This window comes from Simiduia curdlanivorans (assembly GCF_030409605.1).
Taxonomy (GTDB): domain Bacteria; phylum Pseudomonadota; class Gammaproteobacteria; order Pseudomonadales; family Cellvibrionaceae; genus Simiduia; species Simiduia curdlanivorans.
Map to the genome: position 1 here is coordinate 1,443,384 of NZ_JAUFQG010000004.1, position 23,690 is coordinate 1,467,073.

The 23,690-nt window shown below is 48.8% G+C and carries 9 protein-coding genes; 6 read left to right on the plus strand and 3 right to left on the minus strand.

Annotation, left to right across the window (positions count from 1 at the left end):
* Nucleotides 1–119 precede the first annotated feature (119 nt).
* From QWY82_RS06620 to QWY82_RS06640, 5 genes are all read left to right on the plus strand, one after another.
* Entirely contained in the window at nucleotides 120–1,454 is a 1,335-nt protein-coding gene (locus QWY82_RS06620) for an MFS transporter (RefSeq protein ID WP_290260771.1), read from the plus strand.
* 86 nt (nucleotides 1,455–1,540) lie between these two features.
* A complete protein-coding gene (ssb, locus tag QWY82_RS06625) occupies nucleotides 1,541–2,083 on the plus strand; it encodes a single-stranded DNA-binding protein (protein ID WP_290260772.1) in 543 nt (180 codons plus the stop codon).
* A 186-nt stretch (nucleotides 2,084–2,269) separates the two neighbouring features.
* Nucleotides 2,270–3,676, plus strand: coding sequence for a mannose-1-phosphate guanylyltransferase/mannose-6-phosphate isomerase (locus QWY82_RS06630; RefSeq protein ID WP_290260773.1), 1,407 nt, complete (start codon nucleotides 2,270–2,272; stop codon nucleotides 3,674–3,676).
* 62 nt (nucleotides 3,677–3,738) lie between these two features.
* Nucleotides 3,739–4,497 (plus strand): alpha/beta fold hydrolase, encoded by a 759-nt coding sequence (locus QWY82_RS06635; RefSeq protein ID WP_290260775.1) that lies wholly within the window; start codon nucleotides 3,739–3,741, stop codon nucleotides 4,495–4,497.
* The gene (locus tag QWY82_RS06640; protein ID WP_290260777.1) at nucleotides 4,494–5,390 is read left to right on the plus strand and encodes an alpha/beta hydrolase family protein; all 897 of its coding nucleotides are present in this window, start codon (nucleotides 4,494–4,496) and stop codon (nucleotides 5,388–5,390) included. The genes QWY82_RS06635 and QWY82_RS06640 overlap by 4 nt, the downstream gene beginning before the upstream one ends.
* Before the next feature lie 339 nt (nucleotides 5,391–5,729).
* Here the strand turns inward: QWY82_RS06640 and QWY82_RS06645 are convergent, their stop codons facing one another.
* The 3 genes from QWY82_RS06645 to QWY82_RS06655 all read right to left on the minus strand — a co-directional run bounded on the left by QWY82_RS06645 (nucleotide 5,730) and on the right by QWY82_RS06655 (nucleotide 22,233).
* The gene (locus QWY82_RS06645; protein WP_290260778.1) at nucleotides 5,730–6,617 is read right to left on the minus strand and encodes a CPBP family glutamic-type intramembrane protease; all 888 of its coding nucleotides are present in this window, start codon (nucleotides 6,615–6,617) and stop codon (nucleotides 5,730–5,732) included.
* A 165-nt stretch (nucleotides 6,618–6,782) separates the two neighbouring features.
* Entirely contained in the window at nucleotides 6,783–20,930 is a 14,148-nt protein-coding gene (locus tag QWY82_RS06650) for a non-ribosomal peptide synthetase/type I polyketide synthase (RefSeq protein ID WP_290260779.1), read from the minus strand.
* 454 nt (nucleotides 20,931–21,384) lie between these two features.
* Entirely contained in the window at nucleotides 21,385–22,233 is an 849-nt protein-coding gene (locus QWY82_RS06655; RefSeq protein ID WP_290260780.1) for a methyltransferase domain-containing protein, read from the minus strand.
* Between the two features lie 453 nt (nucleotides 22,234–22,686).
* Between QWY82_RS06655 and QWY82_RS06660 the strand changes: the two genes are divergently transcribed.
* A complete protein-coding gene (locus tag QWY82_RS06660) occupies nucleotides 22,687–23,601 on the plus strand; it encodes a phytanoyl-CoA dioxygenase family protein (protein WP_290260781.1) in 915 nt (304 codons plus the stop codon).
* Nucleotides 23,602–23,690: the final 89 nt, after the last annotated feature.

The window sequence follows — 23,690 nt, forward strand, 5'->3', positions numbered from 1 at the left end:
AAGAAGCAATTGACCTAAACCTAGGAATCTCGAGCACTGACCAGTGCCGCTCGGAAGCCAATTTTGCTACACTGAGCCGCTTAAAATGATAACGCGACACTATTAAGGCCTCGCCCACTGTGACTCCCCCATTTGAACGCCGAGCTGTTTTGCCGCTGGCTGGCTTGTACGTGTTTCGTATGCTCGGCCTGTTTATGGTATTGCCTGTACTGAGTTTGTACGGCGATGCTTATAGTGGCGCCAGCGCGGCCCTGCTTGGTGTTGCGCTCGGTGCCTATGGCTTTAGTCAGGCAATATTGCAAATTCCCTTCGGCTATTTATCGGATCGATTTGGCCGCAAGCCACTGATTACCATCGGTTTACTTCTGTTCGCCGCCGGCAGTGTCCTGGCCGCTGTGGCGGACAGTGTCTATGGCCTTATTGCCGGCCGCGTCTTGCAGGGGTGCGGTGCTATCGCCAGCGTGTTGATGGCGTTTGTGGCCGATCTGACCGCGGAAGAGAATAGAACCAAAGCCATGGCCTTGATTGGAGCCTCCATTGGCGTGGCGTTTTCCTTGGCCTTGATCCTTGGGCCCTTAGTGACTGAGAGCTTTGGTCTCGCAGGCGTGTTTTGGCTGACGGCTGTGCTCGCCTTAAGTGGGCTCGGGCTATTGTGGTATGTGGTGCCGGCGGCGCCTGTGCGGGTTATGCCTCAGCGGCTCGATTGGGGCTCGGTGTTTCGCGATCTGGAGTTGTGGCGTTTGAATATTGGTATTTTTGCGCTGCACTTTGTCTTAATGGCAACCTTTATTGCCATGCCACGTTATTTAGAGCTATATGGCTTGCCTAGAGAGCAGCATTGGTTACTTTATTTACCAGTGATGGTGTTGTCGTTTTTGGCCATGTTGCCGTTTATGATCTTGGGTGAAAAGCGCGGCAAGGTTAAGCAGAACTTTATCGGTGCCATCGCCTTGCTGGTGATTGTACAGGTGTTGTTAGGCTGGTTGCAGGGTAGCGCCTTACTCGGTGTTGTTATGCTATTCGGCTTTTTTATGGCATTTAATTTGTTAGAGGCAACACTGCCTTCCTGGGTTAGCAAGGTCGCTTCCGCCGAGGTCAAGGGCACCGCCACGGGCGTCTATTCCTCGTGGCAGTTTGCTGGCGCTTTTGCGGGTGGCGCCAGTGGCGGCGTGGTCTTTCAAGCGTTTGGCTTTGGCGCTGTATTCGCCTTATGCGCCGCAATCTTATTGTTATGGCTGTTGGTGGCGCTATTTCAGCAGCCGCCGGCGCCACCGGTGCGTTTGAGCTTGCAGGTGCCAGAGGGTATGGACGCCATTGAGGTAACCCGCCTGTCGACACTGCCTGGGGTTAGGCAAGTGACTTGGGTGGATACCGAATCCACGGTATTGCTGCAAGTGGATGCACGGCATTTCGATAACAGTGCGATAAGCATGTACCGATGGCGCGAAGCCTAAGGCTTTTAGTGAGAATTTCTCGACACATAACTGGCCGAGTGTTTAGATGGCCCTATTAGACAGATATAGATTAGGAGAGACGAAGTATGGCACGGGGTATTAATAAAGTGATTTTGGTGGGTAACATAGGTCAAGACCCAGAAACCAAGTTTATGCCTAGCGGTGGTGCTGTCACTAACGTGAGCGTTGCCACGTCAGAATCTTGGAAAGACAAAAATACTGGCCAGCCACAAGAGCGCACAGAGTGGCACCGTGTGGTGTTTTTCAATCGCCTAGCCGAGATTGCCGGGGAGTATTTGAAAAAGGGCAGTAAGATTTATGTGGAAGGTTCTCTGCGCACCCGCAAGTGGCAAGGGCAAGACGGCCAAGACCGCTATACCACTGAAATTGTAGCCAGCGAAATGCAGATGCTAGACGGTAGAGGCGGTGACTCTAACCAAGGTGGTTACGATCAAGGCGGCTACGATCAATCGCAACCTCAGCAGCGCCAGCCCGCAGCGCAACAACGCCAAGCACCGCAACAAAATCAAGCGCCACAGCAAGGCGGCTACCAACAGGCTCCGCAGCAACAACCTCAGCAGCCGCAGGGCGGTGGCTTCGATAGTTTTGATGACGACATCCCGTTCTGAGGCATAAAGATATTGCTTGAAGAGCCCCATGAATTGGGGCTTTTTCGTTTTAGGAGCAGGTTCTGCTCTTTGGATTAGGTAAGGGCTATTTCGTAACAGAGCCAGATAAAGGATAATTGCCCGCACAAAGGAATAAATAATCTAAGCCTGCGGGCTGGTGGATAAAATGAACAATCAGGATGTCTCATGTCAAAAATAGTTCCCGTTATATTGGCCGGCGGCGTTGGCAGTCGTTTGTGGCCATTGTCGCGCTCTCAATATCCAAAGCAGTGTATAGACTTGCAGGGCTCAGGTGCCAGTCTGCTGCAGAATACTCTGTCGCGCACGCGTTCGAACGCAGAGCAACCCATTATTTTATGTAATGAGGATCATCGCTTTCTCATTGCCGAGCAGGCGCGAGCTATTGGGGTTCAGCCCATGAGTATTATGTTGGAGCCAGAGGGGAAAAATACCGCTCCTGCCATCGCCGCCGCCGCTTGGTTGCTGGCCAGCAAAACACCCGACGCCATCATGTTGGTGCTTCCCTCTGATCACGCCATTTCCGATCAGCAATTGTTTGACGAAAAGGTCGCGCTAGGGGCAGAGCTGGCGGCACAGGGTGCGTTGGTAACCTTCGGCGTCGAGCCCAGTTATCCTGAAACCGGTTATGGTTACATAAAAGCAAATGGCGCCAATGACGTCGAGTCGGTAGCCGAGTTCGTCGAGAAGCCAAGCCTAGAGGTTGCGCAGGCCTATGTAGATGATGGCCAATACCTGTGGAATAGCGGCATGTTCATGTTTCGTGCCGATATTTATTTAGCCGAGCTAGAAAAATACGAGCCTGAAGTTCATCAACTCAGCCAATCGGCTGTGACAGACGCCGAGGCCGATCTCAGTTTTATGCGGTTGGCGGCCAAGCCTTTTTCTGCGTTGAAATCTATCTCCATCGACTATGCCGTCATGGAGCGCACCAGTGCCGCCAAGGTCATTCGCTTCCCGGCTATTTGGAACGATGTAGGCAGCTGGTCTGCGTTATGGGCAATAGGGGAGCCGGATGCGGATAATAATTTGTTGCGTGGCGACGCCGTGGTAATCGATTGTAAAAACACCTTAGTGAATGCGCAGTCTCGGCTGGTTACCGCTGTGGGTCTGTCTGATCTGATCATTGTTGAAACGGATGATGCGGTCATGGTCGCGCCTGCTGGCAGGGCCCAAGACGTTAAAAAAATTGTCGAACAGCTGTCGAAAGCGGGCCGCACAGAGGTCGACTTGCATCGAGAGGTGCATAGGCCTTGGGGTAAATACCACGGTTTAACCACAAGTGATCGCTATCAGGTAAAGCGTATTACAGTAAGCCCGGGGCAAAAGTTGTCCACACAAATGCATCACCATCGAGCTGAACATTGGGTTGTGGTAAGTGGGACTGCAAAAGTTCGCAATGGCGATAGGGAAATTTTATTGACCGAGAATGAGTCAACTTATATTCCTATAGGAGAAATCCATTCTCTAGAGAACCCAGGGAAAATTCCGTTAGAACTTATAGAAATTCAAACCGGCGGCTATTTAGGTGAGGATGATATTGTGCGCTTTAATGACCGTTATGGGCGCAGCTGAAAATAGCATCGGCTAGTTCGTTAGTCAGTAATTCGTATAGGGACGTATTTTCGGAAAGGTTTATGGAAGCATTTTTCTTCGGTTCATCTACGCACAGTTTATACGGTGTTTACCACCCGCCAGCAGTCGCGACGTTTAACAATCAAGCCGTATTGTTATGCGGCCCAGTTGCCCATGAAGCAATTAGGTTGCATAAGGCTTTACGCTTTATAGCGACTCAGTTGGCTAATGCCGGTTTTCATGTGCTGCGCTTTGATTATCGCGGCCAGGGTGATTCTGCCGGCAACATGGATGGCGTGACACCGGCCTGCTGGCAAGAGGATATTGTTTGTGCAATTCAAGAGTTGCGCGATATATCGATGGCTACAAATATCAGTATCATCGGCGTGCGCATGGGCGGATTACTAGCGGCTACGCTAAAGAGTACGCCGGTCAAAGTTAGTCGCTTAGTGTTGTGGGACCCTTGGGTCGCGGGCGAGGCGTATCAGGCTGAAATATTTTCGGCCGGCAAGCCTCAGCCAGACAGTAATGATATTGAGTTTAATGGCTTTCTATTTCCCGGAAGCTTCACCGCTGGCCTCCCAGAAATTTCTTTGATGCAGTCAACCTTTAACCTGTTTCAGCAAGTGGACTTAATATTGTCTCAGCACAATGATGAGTTTGAGTTATTGAGTGAAAAGCTGAAACAGCACGAAAACTATACTTGTACCTCCAGCCCCGCAGTTGTTGATTGGAATTATGTGGATAATGAAAGCGGTATATTGTGGCCCATGTCTAATATGCAGTGTGTTCTGCAGCGCATGGTTGGACCTTCGCTATGAACGCCCAATCTGTGCGTGAACAAGTTTGCTTAATTGGTAGGCCTTCACCTTTAGTCGGCGTGCTAACAGCGCCTGCTAACCCAGTGCGGCCGAACTGCATGATGTTGATATTAAACTCCGGTGTTATTCATCGAGTTGGAGCTTGCCGACTTTCAGTTGAAGTTGCTCGAGGTTTTAGCGAAAAAGCGGGTATGTCATCCTTTCGCTTTGACTACTCTGGCTTGGGCGATAGCCCTGTAAGGCGGACTGAGCTTGGCCGCGATGAGTTGGCTCAGTCAGAAATTGGTGAGGTCATGGATTATCTACAAGCCTCACAGGGAGTGAGTCAGTTTATTTTATTTGGTCTGTGCTCCGGTGCGCGCGACGCCGTTCATGTGGCGGCAGGTGATGAAAGGGTGGTAGGTGTTGTGCAGCTCGATGGCTATGCCTATCGCAATTGGCGTTATTATTTTACCCACTACCGCGCGAGGGTGTTTAATTTTGGCGCTTGGAAAGGCCTTTTAGCTAAAGTTTTTGCAAAATTGTGGAGCAGAGTTGGCCGTCTAATAATGCCTGTATCCGATGAAAGTGCGTCTGCGCGAAAAGTTGAATTAGGTGCTGAAGTGAATTGGGGGGAGTACCCGCCTTGCTCCGAAATTGCGGCAGTTTACAGAAGTTTGGCACAGAGGAGTGTAAGGCTTTTTGTACAGTTTACCGGCTCGTGGGATGATCAGTATAACTACTCCGGGCAATTTTTCGACATGTTTAGCGAAGTAAACTTTGGTGACACCGTTAACGAGCGTCTATGTCCACAGTTAGACCACATTCACTCTGACCCTCGGTCTCGCAGAGAATTAACTGAAGCTTTAGCCGCGTGGGCCAGCTCATATGTCGAAGATCAAGGCCGCAACTGATATCGCAACTAATCATAGTTGCTTTTTCTTGATGATCTTAGCTTGTGAGTGGCTCGATACTCTATGTTAATACCTAGGGAACCTCTGAATAACTCTGGTGCAGCTCTGGCTTCCAGCAAATTTCGTGGGCTAGGCGCGGCTTCGAAGGCTATCGGGGTCTGTCGAGAAGTCGCAACAACGCACACGGAACTTGCTGGAAGCCCCGTAGGGCGCGGCCTTTAGCGGCCATCCGCTGCGTTGAGCTTCTTGCTAAGAGCTACGGCCATTAGCTGCGAAACTCGCCTTGCGGCTGACCGCTACAGGTCACGCAGAGCGGTACCAAAGTTATTCAGAGGTTCCCTAGCTTTCTTCTTGTATGAGATTGCGCTCACTGAGTGCAGTCTGTGGTTTGGCTTCTGCTTTATAGCAAGGATAAAAATACCAAAGTGCCATGCCGACGATGAAACACAATAGATTTGCCATAGATACGGCGCTGTTGTCGCCAGTAACGTGAGGTAGAGTGGGTATGGCGGAAAATGTGTACTGCATCGAGACATTAAAAGTTATCGGTATCAATGCGCTTTTTGTCTTTTCATATAGCCATATATACATAGGGGCTAGCGAAAAAAAGCCTAATAAGATGCTTGCCCCATTTAGCCCTGGTGAAACAAAAAAGCCTGTGAACATAAACGGAATGTAGTCTACGCCCCACAGCACGCCTATCACCAAAGATGCTTTTAGCGAGGAGTAGCCCGCCTGTAGCAATAATGGGTATAGAAAGCCTATCCAAAATAATTCATCGCTTACGGCAACTTGGATAAACATCGGTGTCCAGTGGATGAGTTCTGCCGATGTGGGAGGTGTTATTGCGTAAAGATTGAATGGGTTTCCATACAGAAGGTCATTGAGTAAAACACTGGCGTAAACCACCGGTGTCAAAATAAAGATTGCGGTAAGCCACCAAATAGGATTCAAAGGCACCGTGGCGTAGGGGCGAAATAGTCCTACAACACCTTCTTTGCCTTTAAATAGAAAACTGCCAAAAAGCGCCATGCAAACAGGTATCCAATAGGTGCTGTTTTTCACCAGCGAATTGAGAGATTTTTCGCCAATATCCGGCAGTGCGCCAAAATAAGCTAGTGCGTTCAGGCTATATTGTAAGCTTAGCCCTAAGAATACGATAAAAAAGCCCTTCTGCAGTGGGCTAAGTTGCTGCAGTGTTTGATAATATTTCATAGATTTGTACATCATGCATCCTTTCAGTGTTGGCGCTTTGTATGGCAGATAAGTACTTGCTAATAATTGGGCGCAGAGTTAACTAAAAACATATTTCTGGTCGGTCAGAGCTATACGAGCGGCCTCTATTTTTTCCATTCTGCAATCTTCTTACAGGTGCTGTTGGTCATCCGCCTATTACCCCAAACTTTCCAGAATTCGCCCAATAAATCCCTTCTTCTTTACGGGAATGTCTTGCATTTCTGTTCCGGCTTCTGGCACTGGTGCATCATTTAAGCTACTCATTCGCTCAATGGTGGCACTTAATTGCCCGAGTGAGTTGGTGAGTACCTCCAGCGGCGTAATGCGCACGTTATGCTGAGCTTGGATTTTATGAATAAACTCCAGCGCGAGTAATGAGTGGCCGCCGATATCAAAAAATAGGCTGTCGACGCTTATTGGGCTCTTGTTTAAGAGTTCCGAGCAAAGCGTGGTAACAGATATCTCAATGTCCGTGCTTGGTTCGAGGAAGGTTGTTTGGGTGGACTCTCCCTGGATTGGCTTTGGCAAGTTATTTCGATCAACTTTTCCGTTCGGAGTGAGAGGCATCTTGTCAACTTCAATAAACAGTTGGGGCACCATATAGTCGGGTAACTTGGTGCGTAAAAACTGTCTCATTTCGCTGCTTGTAAGATGCTCTCCTTGAGCGAGTCGAACATAGGCAACGAGCCGGCTATCGGTGAGGCTGAATTCGTGTACAACAGCAGCACATTCCTGAATGGTTGGGTTCTCATTAAGAACCGCTTCAACTTCACCTAACTCTAGACGGTAGCCCCGCAATTTGACTTGATTATCCACTCGGCGTAGGTATTTAAGTTTTCCAGTGCTTTGCCAGTAGGCTAAATCGCCCGTGCGATAAAGGGGAGCGTTGGACTGCAAGCCGGGGATTTGTAAAAAACGTTCCTTGGTTAAACCTTCCTGGCCGAGATAGCCCTGGGTGACGCCCTGTCCACCAATATATAATTCACCAGGAACCCCAATGGGTAGCACTTCTAAATTTTCATTCAATATATAGCATTGTGTATTTGCGATTGGTTTACCTATGGAAATGTTGTCTAAGGGGAGCGTTAACTGCTCGCAGCTTGACCATACGGTGGTTTCTGTTGGCCCATACATATTCCAAACATTTTCGCTAATAAGTAGTAATTTTCGCGCTAGATCGATGGGGAATGCTTCTCCGCCACAAAGAATTTTGATATTGCTCGCTCCTAGCCAACCGTCTGCCAGCAGCATTCGCCAAGTGCTGGGCGTGGCCTGCATGAACGATATCGATTCCTGTTCGAAAATATTCTTAAGCTTCAGCCCGTCGATAACGTCTTCGGCGCTTGCGATGATCAGCTCTCCGCCAACTAAAAGCGGCAAATATAATTCTAGTACTGCTATGTCGAATGATAGGCTAGTAACAGCAAGCAAGCGGTCTGTTGAGTTCATGCCAGGCTTGGCGGCCATCGACATCAAGAAGTTATTAACTGCACCGTGAGGTACCTTCACCCCTTTCGGTTTCCCAGTGGAGCCGGAGGTAAAAATAATGTAAGCGAGGTCGTGGGCGCTAATGTCAATCTGCGGGTTAGTGGTTAGTTGTTTTTCTACTTCAGTTCGCTCTTGATCAATGCAAATGCGACGACAACTATAGGCACTTGCTACATCAGTTAAACTTTGTTGCGTTAAAATGACATGAATATTTGCAGCCTCAAGCATGTATTGGAGGCGCGCATGAGGATACTCTGGATCGAGTGGTACGTAGGTTGCACCGGCTTTCCATATCGCTAAAGTACCTACCAGTAAATCAACGCTACGGTCTAGACAAATAGCGACTAATGATCCTCGCGCAACACCCTCTTGAATCAGAAAGTGTGCAAGTTGGTTTGATCGTTGATCGAGTGTTTGATAATCGAGTGCTTGGTTATGGCTGGAAACGGCGCGCTTTTCCGGGTTCCGTTTCACGCTACTCTTAAACCGTTCAAGAAATAGTTCGTCGCCAAAATTTTCCGATGTGTTGTTCCAGTTATTTAACGCGGCTAATTCGTCGTCATTGGCGGCAAATAGTTTTGCCAGCGTAATGGTTGGCTCGTTGGTAACCGCGTCGATAATAAATGAGAAACTTTGAGCTAGCGATGTCGCAGTGTTCTCAGAAAATAATTCAATGGGGTAGTCTAGGCCACCGATGACATCGGATGATCTGCGTTTTAGCCACAAATCAATGTCGGTTTGAACGGCAGAGCGTTTAACCTCTAAGGGCTCAAGGCTGAGGTCATGTAAATCGGTCTTCCTGTCACGAATATCCTCAAACAAGAAAAAGGCCTGAAAAATGGGAGATCTTGATAGGTCCCGTTCCGGATTTATGTGCTTAACTAGCTCTTCGAAAGGCAGGTCTTGGTTGGCATAGGAGTCGATACATATAGCTTTAATGTGTGTCAGCCAGTCGTTAAAGCTTAATTTTGGGTTTATCGTCATTCTCAGCGCGATGGTATTCACAAAAAAGCCAAGTAAGTCGCCGACGTTACTTGCGCTTCGGCCAGAGACTGGTGCGCCAATAATAATATCGCTCTGTCGACTATGACGATGCAGTGTTAATGTATAGGCTGCAATAAAAAACATAAATAGCGTGCATCCAGATGCCTTGCAAAAATGTTCAATTTCGTTGAGTTTACTTTCCGAGATTGCGATAGGCACAGATTTTGATTTGCTAGCTTGTCGGGCTGGACGGTTATAGTCTTCAGGCAGGGCAAGAATAGGCAGGTCACCAGACAATGTTTCTAGCCAGAACTTAAGTTGACGTTGCATTGCCTCGGATTGCAGGTAATTCTTTTGCCAAAATGCATAATCCGCGTACTGAATGGGTAAAGGCGGTAGTGATGCGGAGCTGCTTCCGTAAACCGTGCTGATTTCTTGCATTAGCAAGTCGAAAGACCAGCCATCGAATATAATGTGGTGGGCGAAGAGGATAAGTAAATGATTGTCATCGGCTATTTTGAAAACTTCTACTTCGAAAAGGTTGTCTTTTTCAATGTCTTGCTTCTTGGATATTCTTGAATTTATAAAGTCGCTAATGGAAGTTTCTGAATCAGCAATCTGTTTTTCTAGTGGTCTCACTATCAAATTGATGGAGCGAGACGCTGAAACCTTTTGTAACAGTTGATTTTCTTTAAACTCAAAGTTTGTTCTAAGTACTTGGTGTCTGGAGATAACAAGATTAACCGCTCTTTCAAGTTCGACTAGGTTTAATTTCCCTCGAACAAAGAATGAGGCCTCCATGGTAAAGTTATTTGCATCAGGATCTATCTGTTCTAAATACCAGAGACGCTGTTGTTGTGATGTGGCCGGTGGTACTTCTTTTCCTTCGTAGGGGGCAATATTAGATTGTGTGGATGTCGCTTTTGAATCTGATATTAAACTTGCCTGCAACTTTATGCTTGGAGCCAAGAACAGTTCGCGTAAATTAAAGTGGGTGGAGAATGCACTGTTTATTGCTGCGAGCAATTTGACACCGAGTAGTGAATGGCCGCCGATTAAAAAGAAGTCATCGTTGGGGTCTACTCTATTAATCGAGAGCGTGCTGCACCATATATCTGCGAGTTTTCTTTCTGTGTCATCTAAGGGCGCTTCGGGGCCTGGTTTTTTGACATCCCGTTCGAGCTCTGGCAGGGCTTTTCTATCAACTTTGCCGCTGCTGGTTAGCGGCATAGAAGTCAGGTTGACCAAATGCTGGGGCAGCATATAGTCGGGCAGCTTTTTAGCCAAATGTGCTTTGAGATCGCCAAGGTCTAGGGTGTAGTTGCTGTTTGGGACAATATAGGCAATTAATCGTGTATCATTTTCGCCTATCTCTTTTGCGATCACCGCGGATGTGTTCACGGCGGGATGCTGATTTATGCCGTTTTCTATTTCGCCTAGTTCAATGCGTAGACCTCGCACCTTAACTTGAAAATCGTTGCGGCCCAAATATTCAATGGCGCCATTTTCTAAGAAGCGGCCTAAGTCTCCAGTCTTGTATAGTTTTGGTGAGGCATTTTGGTTGCTTTGCTGGAATGGGTTGTCGACAAAGCGCTCTTGGGTTAACTCGGGTTTGTTGATATAACCTCGTGCAACTTGCACACCGCCAATGTAAATTTCACCAATTACACCTTCTGCTACCGGTTGCATAAACTCATTGAGTATGTAGATCTGCGTGTTGGCTACAGCGCGACCAATAGGTACGCTTGAATAAGGGCTGGTAGGGCTACACTGCCACTTAGTGACGTCAACGGCGGCTTCCGTAGGGCCATAATAGTTATGCAGTTCCGTGTGTTTATATAGGCTAAAAAAGCGCGCTTGTAACTCGAGGCTGAGGGCCTCGCCACTACAAACCACTCTGTTTAGCTTGCCGGTGGTTGCGTGATAGTCGCTTAGGAATAGAGCCAGCATGGACGGCACGAAATGAATGAGGCTAATGTTCTGCTGAGCGATGGTGGCGGCTAAATAATTACTATCCTTGTGCCCATCCGGCTTGGCCATCACTACTGCCGCCCCAGAAATGAGAGGTAGGAAGAACTCCCAAACGGATACGTCAAAGGTATAGGGCGTTTTTTGTAGAACTCGATCTGTTGAGTTTAGGGCGAAGTCTTCCTGCATCCAAAAAAGACGGTTGCAAATTGACTTATGTTCTACCATGACACCTTTTGGTTGGCCGGTGGAGCCTGAGGTATAGATGATGTAAGCAAGGTCATCAGGTGTGTTTGTTGATGCTAATTCATGCACTGGCTGATTTTGTGTGAGCCCTGCGAGGTCGCGTACCTGTAACCCCGTGACGCCTTCAGGAATTAGCGTTTTGTAGCTGTCATCGCAGAGAACAATTTTAACCCCTGCTTCGAGTAGTAGATAATTAATGCGTTCCGGTGGGTAGCTTGGATCGAGAGGTAAGTACGCACCACCGGCTTTAAGTATGGCCAGTAGGTGAATTGGCAAGGTGAGTGATCTATCCTGTAATAGCGCAACAGGTTCGTTGCGCGATACGCCGATCGAGCGAAGGTAGTGTGCAAGCTGATTCGCTTTTTGGTTGAGTTCTTGGTAGCTGAGGCTATCACCTTCATAAATCACCGCGATATCGGCGGGGGTCCTGTTTGCTTGTGCTTCGATCAAATTCTGTAAGGTAGCATTTTCAAGCGGGTAGTCTTTTTTCGTGTCATTCCATTGATTAAGCATGCGCTCTTGCTCGTCGATACTGTCCATGCGCAGTTTTGAAATTGGCGAGTTCGGGTCTGTGCCGATGTGTTTTAGTAGTTCGAGGAAATTATTTACCCAGCGCTCGACGGTAACGCTATCAAAAAGGTCGCTGCAGTGATCAACTTCCACCCGCAGAAAATCGCCTTCGTCGGTCAAGTTAAACGATAAGTCGTATTTTACGTGGTTGCGCGGCGTCGTTAAAAAAGTTGCCTTTGCGTCATCGAAATTCAACGGATTAAAGGGGAAGTCCAGGTTAAAATTAGCAGAGACAAGCGGCAATCTACCTGCTTGCCTCGGAATGTTAATTGACTGTAACAATTCGCCGAATGAAAAATCTTGATTATCTTTTGCATCTAAAAAGTTGTCGCGAACCTTTAATAGCAGCTGTTGGAAAGTCTGATTAGGATCGATATGGCTGCGTAAAGGCAGGTAACTAACATCGTGAGCGATGAGTGTGGGTAAGCCAATATTTGGTTGCCCTGCTGACGGCACGCCAACAACGATATCCTGCTGACCTGAGAGTCGGCTCAGTAAAAGTTTGAATGCTGTCAACAACAGTACAAAGCTAGTGCAGCCTTGTTCTTTCGCATAAGCGCGAAGTGGCTTCATAATACTGTTGTTAAATCGATATTCGTGCCGCTCGCCATTAAAATTGCGAATGTTTGGGCGCAGATGATCGAGGGGTAATTCCAGTGCTGCAGGGATATTATTTCGATATTGTGAACACCAAAACTCTTTCGCTTCTACGTACTCGTCCGAACCCGCTTGTATGGCTTTAGCGGCAAAGAATTCGGACAGGTGAGGAACCGCTTTGCCTCGATAATGCCGCCCTTGGTAAATTGCGGTGTAATAGCCCGCTATATCCTCCATAACTTTTTCGAGTGACCAACCGTCGGATACTAGGTGGCTGCTTGCGACGCAAAGGCGCGAATCATTGGCTGCTATCTTAACGACTAAAGTGCGCAGTAGTGGGCCAGTGAAGAAGTTGAATGGCTTGTCGATATTCTCTGCAGCTAAGCGCTGATATTCTGCTTCCGCTGCTTCGCGGTCTAAATCACTTAAATCGACATGGCGAAACTCTGGTCGCATATAGGGTTTTACCAGCATGCCCTGTTCATCGGGTGCTACTACGCAGCGAAGGCTCGGGTGCCTATTGATCGTGCGGTCTGTCGCGAACTCCATGCTTAAAGTGTCAATATCTTTATCAATAGCGAAGCAAACCTGCTCATTGTAGGCAGCGGACGCGGCATCACCGAGCTTGCAAGCGAGCCACAGTTCGCTCTGTGCGGCAGTCCATGGGTAGCGCTCTTCGGGTCTGTCTTCTTTGGCATGGAAAAAACCGCCGCGACGGAATTCATTACCGGCAATTATAAAGGCGTTGATGAGCGTCTCTATATCCTCTTGGCTGTGTGCCACGGTCATAAAGCCGGGACGTGGTCCCCAAATGTGGTGTCCGCCATTGATGCGTAAAATTAAGAAAAAGAGAAATTCGAAATCGGGTTCGCCTTTGTACCTAACCAAGAAAACGGAGCCGAAATAAATAATTTCAACGGGTATGTCCTGCTCTCGATAGTGCTTATTGACGCGTTCGGCAAATATCGCTGTTTTATAATTTAGCGCTTGGTGGAGCTGCGCGCCCTCAGCTTTGATTCTCTTTATCACAGCATTAGAGGCGGCTATGGCGAGTGGGTGGCGCACGAAAGTGCCGGCAAAATAAGTAACGCCAGCCTCCGGGAATGAGTCGTCGCCGTATTGCCATGGCCCGCCGTCGAGTACGTCCATGTAGCGTGCACGGCCGGCTACTACGCCAATCGGCATGCCGCCGCCGATAACCTTGCCGTAGCAGGACAGGTCTGCTTCCACATCAAACCAGGCTTGCGCGCCTCTGGGGTGTAGCCGGAAACCAGTAATCACTTCATCGAAAATCAACGGAATTTCCGCGTCGCGAGTAATTTCTCTCAGCTGGTGAATAAATTCTTTAGGTTGTATCTCTGGGAATCGGCTTTGAATCGGCTCAATCAATACGGCGGCAATTTCATCGGCTCGGTCTTTGATAATCTGCAGTGATTCCGGATCATCGTAAGCGAGCATTAAGATATTACTATTGGAGTCTTTCGGAATCCCTGGAGCGATGGGCTGATTTCGACGCTGACCACCAATAACTTGGGAGCGGATGAGCATTTCGTCAAAGATGCCGTGGTAATCGCCGGAGAAGGTCACGATTAAATCGTTCCCGGTAACCGTGCGCGCAATGCGCGTTGCTGCTAAAACGGCTTCGGAGCCAGTGTTACAAAATGACACCCGATCGTAGCCGGTGACTTCGCAAATAAGTCGAGCCGTTTCCCCTGCCATCGCTGATTGAGGACCATAGTCAACACTCAAATCAGCCTGCGCCTTAATTGCATCCATGATGAAGTCGGGTGCGTGACCAAAAAAAATCGCACCGAATCCACCCATGCAATCAACATATTCGTTACCATCAACGTCCCAAGTGCGCGCGCCTTTTGAGCGCTTGGCGACGATTGAATAGGTGATTTCTTTCCAAATAGATTTGAAGCCTAAAACGGTTCGCGGGTCTGCGTAATAGGGGCGAATATCCGCGGCAAGCTGTTTAGAGCCTTTGGTTTTATCAGCATACATGGCGATGAATTCTTGGAGAAATTCACTTTGTTGCTGAGTTAGCTCGCCAGTAATTGATTTAACGATGGGGCGGAATGGGCCGTGCCCCAAGACTTCTTTCGGTGAATCTTCGGCTTCGGTTTTTACGCTGGCTGGGGTTTCGGGTTTGGGGCTTTGACTGAGCTTTTTCGTTGGCACTGAGGCTGGCACGGCGGGGCCGTTGGCCAGTGGCATTAATTGATTGGATTGCGAGCCCTGTAAGATTGATAGCAGCGCATTCGATGCTTGGATCTGTGTCGCCAGCACGTATGCCAACGAGCCTGTATCAATGCCGTTCAGCGCTTGGTGATTAATATTTGCCGTTGGGTTACCAACTGGTATAGCGGGTGCTTGTACAGGCGCCACGGGTGCGCTAGCCGCTATTTCTTCTTGCAGTGCACCCGCGGGTAAACATTCTTCAATGTAGTCTGATAGGCGCGCGATAGTGGGCGCTTCGCTCATTAAGTGTTTAAGTGTTAGCTTTAGTTTGAATATTTTTTTCATCCGCCCATTGGCTTGGGTCAAGAATAATGAGTCAAAGCCAAGGTCGACGAATGTAGCGCTTGTATCTAGGCTGTCTGGAGCAAGGCCAGACATGTCGAAAATTATGCCTTTGATCGTGGTTTCAATGAATTCTCTGCGGTTCACGGCGGCTTTCACTCCATGTGAATGATCTAGGGCGGGTAGGCTTGCCAAGTTAAAGTTTGCGAGTAGGGGCATTGCTGTCGGGTTGGTTTGTGTCTCTAGCGGATTGCCGGTATTGGTTGGTTGTGCACTCGGTGGTGTAAGCGGCAGCAGTAAGCAACTGTTGGGCAGGTCGCGATCTATTTGCAGCCAATCGATATTGACCCCTAGCGACCATAGTTTGGCAGCGGTATTTAGGCTGAACACGACATCAGCCATGTCTTCTTTGGCGTGGCGAAGAGAGGACAAGGTTTGATTCGTGACCGCGTGATCGTGAAGCTTAATTAGGCTGCCTAATATTTTTCCTGGTCCCACTTCCAGAAAAATTCGATTCGGCTTCTGTAGTAAGGTTTGCACACCATCAGAGAAACGCACGGTAGTGCGAAGATGATTTACCCAGTAATCGGGGCTTGTAGCCTGCTCGCTTGTGATCCAGGTACCCGTGGTGTTAGATATGAAAGGAACCTTTGGCGGTTGCAGGCTAACGCTAGCGAGGTAATCCCTAAAGGGTTCGAGTATAGGGTCTAGGTAGCGTGAATGCGCCGCAATATCAATAGGGATAAGTTGAGCGTCTACTGCGTCCTTATCGAGCTGTTTCTTTAATGCCGTAAGTGCGGCCGTGGGGCCAGAAATCGTGCATTGGGCCGGGCTATTAATTGTCGCTAGGTCAAGCTCTTCGCCTAAGTATTCTCGCGCTTGCTCAGCGGCTAATGCAACACTCAGCATGCCACCGGGCGTTACGGATTCAAATAGTTGCCCGCGCAAGCTAACCAAACCCAGTGCATCTTCGAAGGAGAGTACCCCTGCCAGGCAGGCGGCGGTATTTTCGCCGAGACTGTGTCCGATCAGTGCATCGGGTTTGGCGCCCCAGTGACTCCATAGCTTGGCTAGCGCTATTTGCAGAATAAATATGGCGGGCAATTGTAGCGACGGGCGCTTTAATTGCGCCTCGGCATAAGTAGAATTATGGTCAGCGGGAAAAACCAGAGCGCGTAGATCGTGGCCGGTGTTCGCACCGAATAGCGCGAAGCCTGCGTCGACTGCCTGCCTAAATACGTTATGGCGCTCATATAAGCCTTTACCCATATTTAAGAAATGGGCGCCGCCGCCGGGTAACAGGTAAATAGTTTCATTTTTTTCGCTAATGGCTTTCGCTGAACTTGTGATCAACGACGACGCATCGCGCACTGTTTTGGCTAGGTGGCTGGGCGTGATGCTTGCAATGCCAGTTCTATATAAACCGCTGAGTTTGCTGAGCGGTAGTGACATTTCGCTCAGCGAATTTGCGCTCTCGCCGATAGTCGCTTGCTGTTCAATATGGTCGCGCCATAGCTTTACACTGTTTTGCAGCTCAGCTTCGCTGCTGGCTTGAAATAGCAAAACCTTTGGATCTCGCTCGGGTAGATCTATAAGGTAACGCTTTCGGTCGAACTTAAACGTGGGTAAAGGCACTTTGCGTACTAGTTGTCCGTCGTAGAAATTGGGCCAATTTACTTTATTACCTGCGAGCCAAAATTGACCCAGAGATTGCGCTAAAGTGCGGTGTTGATATTGTTCTTGATCTGCGGCATTGATGAGGTAGGCTGAGTCTTCAGGGCTTATTTTTTCTTGTCGTGCGATGAGTCGTGCGTCCGGTATTGGGCTGCGTTCGGCGAGCCGACCAACGTGGGCGTAAAAGTACCTAACGCCTGCAAGTAGGGTATCAATTTTCTCGTCTAACAAAGGCTGCGCAGGCTCAGCGGCGTTATCTGCCTCTTTATCGCTGATGTGGCTAAGCCAGATTTCGGCGGACATTAAATCAGGAATTGAAATAATGTTACCCGTTACCGTTGATAACAGCTTAACTTTGGCGACGGCAGGAATGATGTCTCCGAGAACGTCGTCGAGTGCCTGCTTATTACCCGCTGCTAGAATTGTCGTTGCCAATGCCTGATTGACGCCAATAGCTTTATGGACGCTAAGCATATCGGCAATACAGGCGGTCACAGCTAAGCTGGATCTACCTGTTAAGATCAGCGCCGGCATTTCTGTCCAATGTATCCATAATTTTGCATAAGCGTATTCAAGGCAAAACTTTGCAGCGAAGTAAGTGGCCAGATCAGCAAGGCTGCCGTCTTTATTGGCTTTTTCTGGGTAGAGGCAGGCCAGTACATCTATGCTGTAGTCGCTAGAAAAAATATCCGCACATAAATCCATATAGCGGCGGAAAACCGGTTCGCTTTGGTAGAGTGTGTGGGCGAGCCCAGGTTTAACCTCGAAGCTAGGGAAGTTCAAAGCAAATTTTTGCGCATCGCTTTTGCTACGCCGTTCTATTAATACTGGTTTTCCGTTACTAGACTCAACTACGATAATCGCTCGCTCATTGAAGTTGGCACGAAAATTATTGAGGCTATAGGCTAGGTCAGCCGTATTTAGGTCGGGGTGGTTTTGCAAATAGGCCCTAACACTAGCGATATTGGCATTTAAGCTTGTAGTTGATTTCGCCGAGAGCGTGAGTAGTTCGAAAGGTCGTTGTGCCGGACGATCATTTTGAATACGTTTCGGAGCCTGTTCGAGAATAGCATGGAAATTTGTTCCGCCAAGGCCAAAAGAGCTAACGGCGGCGTAGCGACTTTCGCCGTTTTTAATGGGCCAGTCTTGTAGTGTGTCGCTGACCTGAAAGGGGCTGTTGGCGAAATCGATGTTTGGGTTTGGGCTGGTGTAGTTAAGGCTTGCAGGTATCTTTCCGTGCTCAAGAACCATGATGGACTTGATCATACCCGCTATGGCCGATCCAGCATCTGTGTGGCCGATGTTGGTTTTAATTGAGCCAATGCGGCTATAGCCTTTGGCATCAGTAAAGCGTCTATATGCTTTTGTTAGCGCCGCTACCTCAATGGGATCGCCTAGCAAGGTGCCGGTGCCGTGGGCCTCGACATAGCCTATGGAGTCTGCAGCCACACCTGATAGCACCAATGCTTTGGTAATCACTTCTGACTGGCCCTCAACGCTAGGTGCGGTATAGCCGACTTTAGCGTTGCCATCATTGTTAATAGCGGTTGCTTTGATAATAGCGCGGATGCAGTCTTTGTCGGCCACGGCCTCTTTCAGGCGTTTAATAACCACAAATGCAGCGCCGCTTCCTCGCACCATGCCGCTGGCTTGGGCATCGAAAGCGCGCAAGTGACCATCGTTAGATAAAGCGCCTTCCTCGACTAGCCGATAACCGCTTTTTTGCGGCACTAGTGCTCGGCAGCCACCAATTACTGCGATATCGCAGTCACCGCTTTTTAAGCTTTGGATGGCAAGGTGTAGCGCAGTGCCGCCCGATGAACAGGCGGTTTGAATGCTTGCTGCTGGGCCGCGTAAATTCAACTGATAGGCGACACGAGTGGCGGGGAAGTTTTTATCATTCCCCATGTTGACATAGAACTCGCTAATATCTTCTTGGTAGGTAGAGTGTTTAGACACATAGTTGTGGCTGTAGGCGTCGCGGGCGATGCCGCCAAACACACTAATTTTGTTGGTGTATCTTTCGGTGTCGCTATAGCCCGCGTTATCCAGTGCAGCCCAGGCTTGCTCTAAAAAAATCCGGTGTTGCGGGTCCATCAATTCTGCTTCGCGGGGCTGGTAGCCAAAAAAACCGGCGTCGAAGTATTCAAGATCGTCTAGCGAAAAGTAGGCTCGAATATAGTCTGGGTCTTGTATGTTTTCTTCGCTAACGCCTGCTGATCTTAACTCGTCATCGCTGGCAAAACGCAACGCTTCAATATTTTGGCAGAGGTTGCGCCACAGACTGTCGGTATCTTCCGCGCCAGCAAAGCGGCCGGCGTAGCCAATAATGGCGATATCATCATCGCTAGCATTAACCTGGTATTGCGATAGGTCCTGCTCTTCCGTTTCATAATTTGAGACGAGGTGGGGGAATTTCTTCGCCATAGTTTCATGGTGATCACTCCACAGCGCAGCAACAAAACTGCGAATCGTGGGCGCATAAAAAAAGGTGGCAATTGGGATGCGTTGGCCCAAGTCTTGGCTAAGTTGAGCGACAAAGTTAACCGCCGAGATGGAGGTGCCACCTAATTCAAAGTAACGATCATTAACGCCGACGTCATCAAGACCTAAATGATCGCGCCATAGTTGAACCACAAACGCTTCGGCATCGTCTTTTGCCTCAACCAGTTCCACGCCTATATCGGGTCGGCTTGAAACCGGCGCCGGTAGCGCCCTGCGATCGAGCTTGCCATTGTCGGTCAACGGTAATTTGTCGAGGAATATCCAAGCATTAGGAACCATGTAATGGGGCAAGGCGGCATGAACATAACAACGGATATCACCAATGGGGGGCTTGGCTGTTGCTGAGCGCGCGACCATGTAGCTAATCAGTCGTTTGCCTCCTTTATCATTGGTGTGCACTACAACGGCTGCGTCGCGTATTTCGGGGTGCGAGGTCAGGCAGTTATTGATTTCGCCCAACTCAATTCGGTAGCCAGAAATTTTTACCTGATCGTCAATGCGCCCGATGTATTCTACCAACCCTTCGGCGTTGATTCTGACTTGGTCACCGGTGCGATAGGCGCGCCGGCTCTCGCCACCTAACCTTAGCTGTTGAAAGCTTTCTAGAGTCCGCTCGGGTAAATTGAGGTAGCCCAGGGAAACGCCATCGCCGGTAATGAGGAGTTCTCCCTGCTGACCTAGAGCGACTTCGCGAAGCTCTGCATCGCATACAAAAATTTGTGTTTCATGGATCGGGCGGCCGATGGGAACGGCGGTCCATTGTTCAGGGATAGGTCTAGGTATGGGATAGCAGCAAGCGAAGGTGGTTGTTTCCGTTGGTCCATAGCCGTTTATAAGCTGTGTATTGGGCAGTTGCTCTTGAGCGCGTTTTATATGTGCGAGAGACAGCGCTTCGCCACCAACAAGTAGCTCTTCAACGGGCACGCCGGCAAGCGCGTCATTATCAACCAGCCAGTTAAATAAGGAGGAGGTTAACCACAGGCTCGTTACTTTTTCTTCTTTTAGTACATTGGCTAATAAAGTTGGGTCCGGTATGCCGTCGCCGGGTTGTACAACACAGCAACCACCATTAAGTAGCGGCGCCCACACCTCGAGTGTGGCGGCATCAAAGAATAGCGGGGCGAGTTGTAAAAAGCGTCGACTATTGTTGAAATTGCAGTAGGTATTGCGGGGCGCAACAAGCCTCAGTATGCCTCTATGCGGAACTTCAACGCCCTTTGGTCTACCGGTAGAACCCGAAGTGTAAATAATATAGGCCGGCTGATCCTTGGATACTGTAACAATTGGGCATTCAGCCTCTTGACCAGTGCTGCATGGCCGCTCCTCTAGCAACAATGTTTTTACGCCAACGCGGGTCATTTTGTTGGCAAAGATAGGAGTAGCGAAGGCAAGCTTAAGTTCGGCATCCTCTGCCATGAATTCAGTTCTAGCCTTTGGGTAGTCTGGGCTTATAGGCACATACACCGCACCACATTTAGCAATGGCGAGCATCGCGGCAATGGCAGCTGCTGAGCGCTCAACGCACAAGCCAACCCGATCACCTAGGTTAATACCGGCTTCGCGCAGCTGATTGGCAAGTGCATCGCTCCAGCAGTCCACCTCTTTATAGGTAAGCTCCCAAGCATTGTCGGCCTTTGATTTGGGGATGCGGATACACAGGTTGTTCGGCGTTTGTCGAGCCTGATGGCGAAAGCTTTCTTGTATTGAGGTGAAGGAAATACTAGATTCGCGCGTACCTAATTGCATTTAAAACTCCCTTTTAATGCTGATGACACTTGCTAGGAGGCGCTACAGTCTGGGCGCCTGCCGATGCTGAAGAATAGGTTTCTACCCAGTGCTTCAGTAATCTTGTTTATTGCTACCGCTTTATTATGATTAGGTTATCCATGGTGCTGGTTGCTGATCCACCCAAATGGTCAAGCGCACCCGCTCGGGTAGTCTGGTCTGACACTTAACGGCTAAGCAGATTGCAGCGTATTAGCTAAGCGTGAAAAACCATTTAATCACAGGGGCTATTATAGCGCTGCGTTTATTACATGTCTGCACCACCTAGCTATTTGAACCGGCTTTGGTGTGCCGAGGATCTGACGTTTGGGTGACGCCTTATACCTACTCGGGGCCGGTTTAGGTGCGATCAATTAATTAGGTCGCCCCAGTTGGTGGGCCTATGTGCACTTGCTGGCTTTCGTCGGTCACGGACTTACACTGTTGCGATAATCGTTAATGCCCGGTAGCCCGCAGGATGACTTTCTTCTTCTAAATGTTGAATTGTGAAGCCTGCGCGCTCGAGTAGTTTTGGATAGTTGTGGGAATAGGAAAACTCCCCTCCGAGCGTTAGACGTGACTCAACATCGTGGTTAAGGTCGTGATCGGGTGCTATAGGCTCGTGAAATAGCGAGATAATGCTATGTGGCTGCTCTGTTCGAATCTGTTTGAACAGCGCTTCTAGTGAGGCCTGGCTGAAGTACTCCATTACGCCGCCGTTGGTGATGTAAACAGTGTGGTCTTCGCTGCGTTGACTTATCCAGTCGAATGCATCGCAGGCTAAAAAATTGATATCTGAAAACTGGTTGCGATTTAACGCCATTCTTTGTTCCGACAAGTCCAGCCCTATGAAAGTTAAGTGGCTGGCAAGTGTGTTCTTCAGGTGGGATAGCAGCATGCCATCGCCAGTTCCTATTTCGCAAAGTGTTCGAGTTTTGGTGTCTTTTATCAGCCGGTTAAGCGCAGCAATGTGAGGGGCCAAGGGGGGTAATGTTGCGTCGTGAAACCGCGCCTCTGATTTTTGATACCACTCGGCGTCTATCTCATTCCGCCAAAAGTCTTTGTGGCTTTTTTCGAGTATATCGCCTTTATTCTTGTTGCTGTGGGCGAGGTAGAAGCGAATAAGTGTTTCTATGCGCTTGCCAATTTTGCTTTTACCAACACCTTTACCCCAGTATTGCAGAGCGAATGAATCTTTGATTTTTTGAGTCGTCGCAGGCATCAGCTTGGTCAGAATCAATCCAAGCATCATCTTTATACTTGCTTTCAAACGTCGAGAGTCCATTTTCTAGTTTCCAGTCTGCTAGTTGGGCCAAGCCTTGGTTGCATTATTCTCTGTCGTGTACAATTTTAGCGCCGCTGTTAAGTCGAAGGTATGAGAGTCGCAAGCTGCCCCAAGGGATGACCTTGGGCTACAGCCTAATGTCACAAACGACCGGATTTTAAAGTAATATTCAGATTAAGTCGCACCTATTTACTGGTTTGGCGGATTGGTTGATCGTTGTGTTGCCTATTCGATTGATGGAGCCGACGAGCAACTATTGCGCTCGAGCCTATCAAGATTGGCGCCAGTCGTTTTCACTGTGCGCCGCCTTGTCGCTGTCTTGCATGTCGTAGCATACTAAGCAACTTGTGTTAGATATGTCGGCGCAACGGCGAGCCGGGATGGTTGCGATTTTATACCGCCGCTACGCTTTAACGATGTCGCGGGTGTTGGATCACTACTAGGGATTTAGATATGGATGGTTTTGTAGGTGATGACGTGGGCACAGGGAGTGCATTAGAGTGTGGTCAATCGAGCATTCGTTTTACGGACTCCGAGAGGGATTCTCATGAGTTGCCGGCAGAAAAGATTGCACAAGGGGTGGCGCTATTTAAAGCCCATGGCTATCTAAAGGTAGAAAATGTTTTTGACCCCGTGACGATGGAGGCGTGGCAACGGCATTACCGAGTGCGCTATCGGGATCAATTAGTCGGCACCAGTCAAGAGGACAAGCGGCCCTTGTATACCGTTGATATTGAAGGGCCTTTTAACAGCGTTAAACTGTACGCAAACCCCAAAGTGTTTCCAATTGTGAAAGCGATATTGGGAGACAATTGTATATTGGGAGCGCTGAGCACTGTAATATCATTTCCCGGAGCGCCGGATCAATTTGTACACCGCGATAGCCAGGCAATTTTCACTGAAGATTACAGTGTGGATGTGACGATTCCTGCGTATGCGATGACAATGTTGGTGCCCTTGGTGGATTGCACGCTGGAAACCGGTTGCACTAAGGTGCGGCCCGGTACACATCTGTTGACGAAGCATCAAGAGTTGTCCGGCGGCGAGTGGGTTGACCCGGAAGTATCGGTTGGATCTATATTGCTTACTGATTCGAGAGTTATTCATCGCGGCGGCGCGAATAAATCCAATAGGGTGAGGCCTATCGTTTATTTAACATATCATCGAAAGTGGTATAGAGATTTTTGGGGTTATGAGCACCGTCCGCCAGTGAATGTCTCAGCTCGGGAGTTTGAAAATATACCCCAGCAATATCGTCCGTTAGTGGCATGGACGATAGACCCTTATAAAAAATATCGGTTTCAAGCTAGCGTCAAAAAAATGCTACCAGCACCCTTACTGAAGTTTATTAAGCGAATATCGTCTTAGCGAAAATTGATATGTAAGGCACCTCACGGAGGTGTTGATCTGTATTTATTTGACAGCGTCTGTGCGCTGAGGAATGTATATTTTTGCGA

Excerpts from the sequence above, each read along its gene's own strand:
- QWY82_RS06635 (WP_290260775.1), top strand. The coding sequence starts at position 3,739 with ATGGAAGCATTTTTCTTCGGTTCATCTACGCACAGTTTATACGGTGTT.
- QWY82_RS06655 (WP_290260780.1), bottom strand. The coding sequence starts at position 22,233 with ATGGACTCTCGACGTTTGAAAGCAAGTATAAAGATGATGCTTGGATTG.
- QWY82_RS06630 (WP_290260773.1), top strand. The coding sequence starts at position 2,270 with ATGTCAAAAATAGTTCCCGTTATATTGGCCGGCGGCGTTGGCAGTCGT.
- QWY82_RS06640 (WP_290260777.1), top strand. The coding sequence starts at position 4,494 with ATGAACGCCCAATCTGTGCGTGAACAAGTTTGCTTAATTGGTAGGCCT.
- ssb (WP_290260772.1), top strand. The coding sequence starts at position 1,541 with ATGGCACGGGGTATTAATAAAGTGATTTTGGTGGGTAACATAGGTCAA.
- QWY82_RS06660 (WP_290260781.1), top strand. The coding sequence starts at position 22,687 with ATGGATGGTTTTGTAGGTGATGACGTGGGCACAGGGAGTGCATTAGAG.
- QWY82_RS06645 (WP_290260778.1), bottom strand. The coding sequence starts at position 6,617 with ATGTACAAATCTATGAAATATTATCAAACACTGCAGCAACTTAGCCCA.
- QWY82_RS06650 (WP_290260779.1), bottom strand. The coding sequence starts at position 20,930 with ATGCAATTAGGTACGCGCGAATCTAGTATTTCCTTCACCTCAATACAA.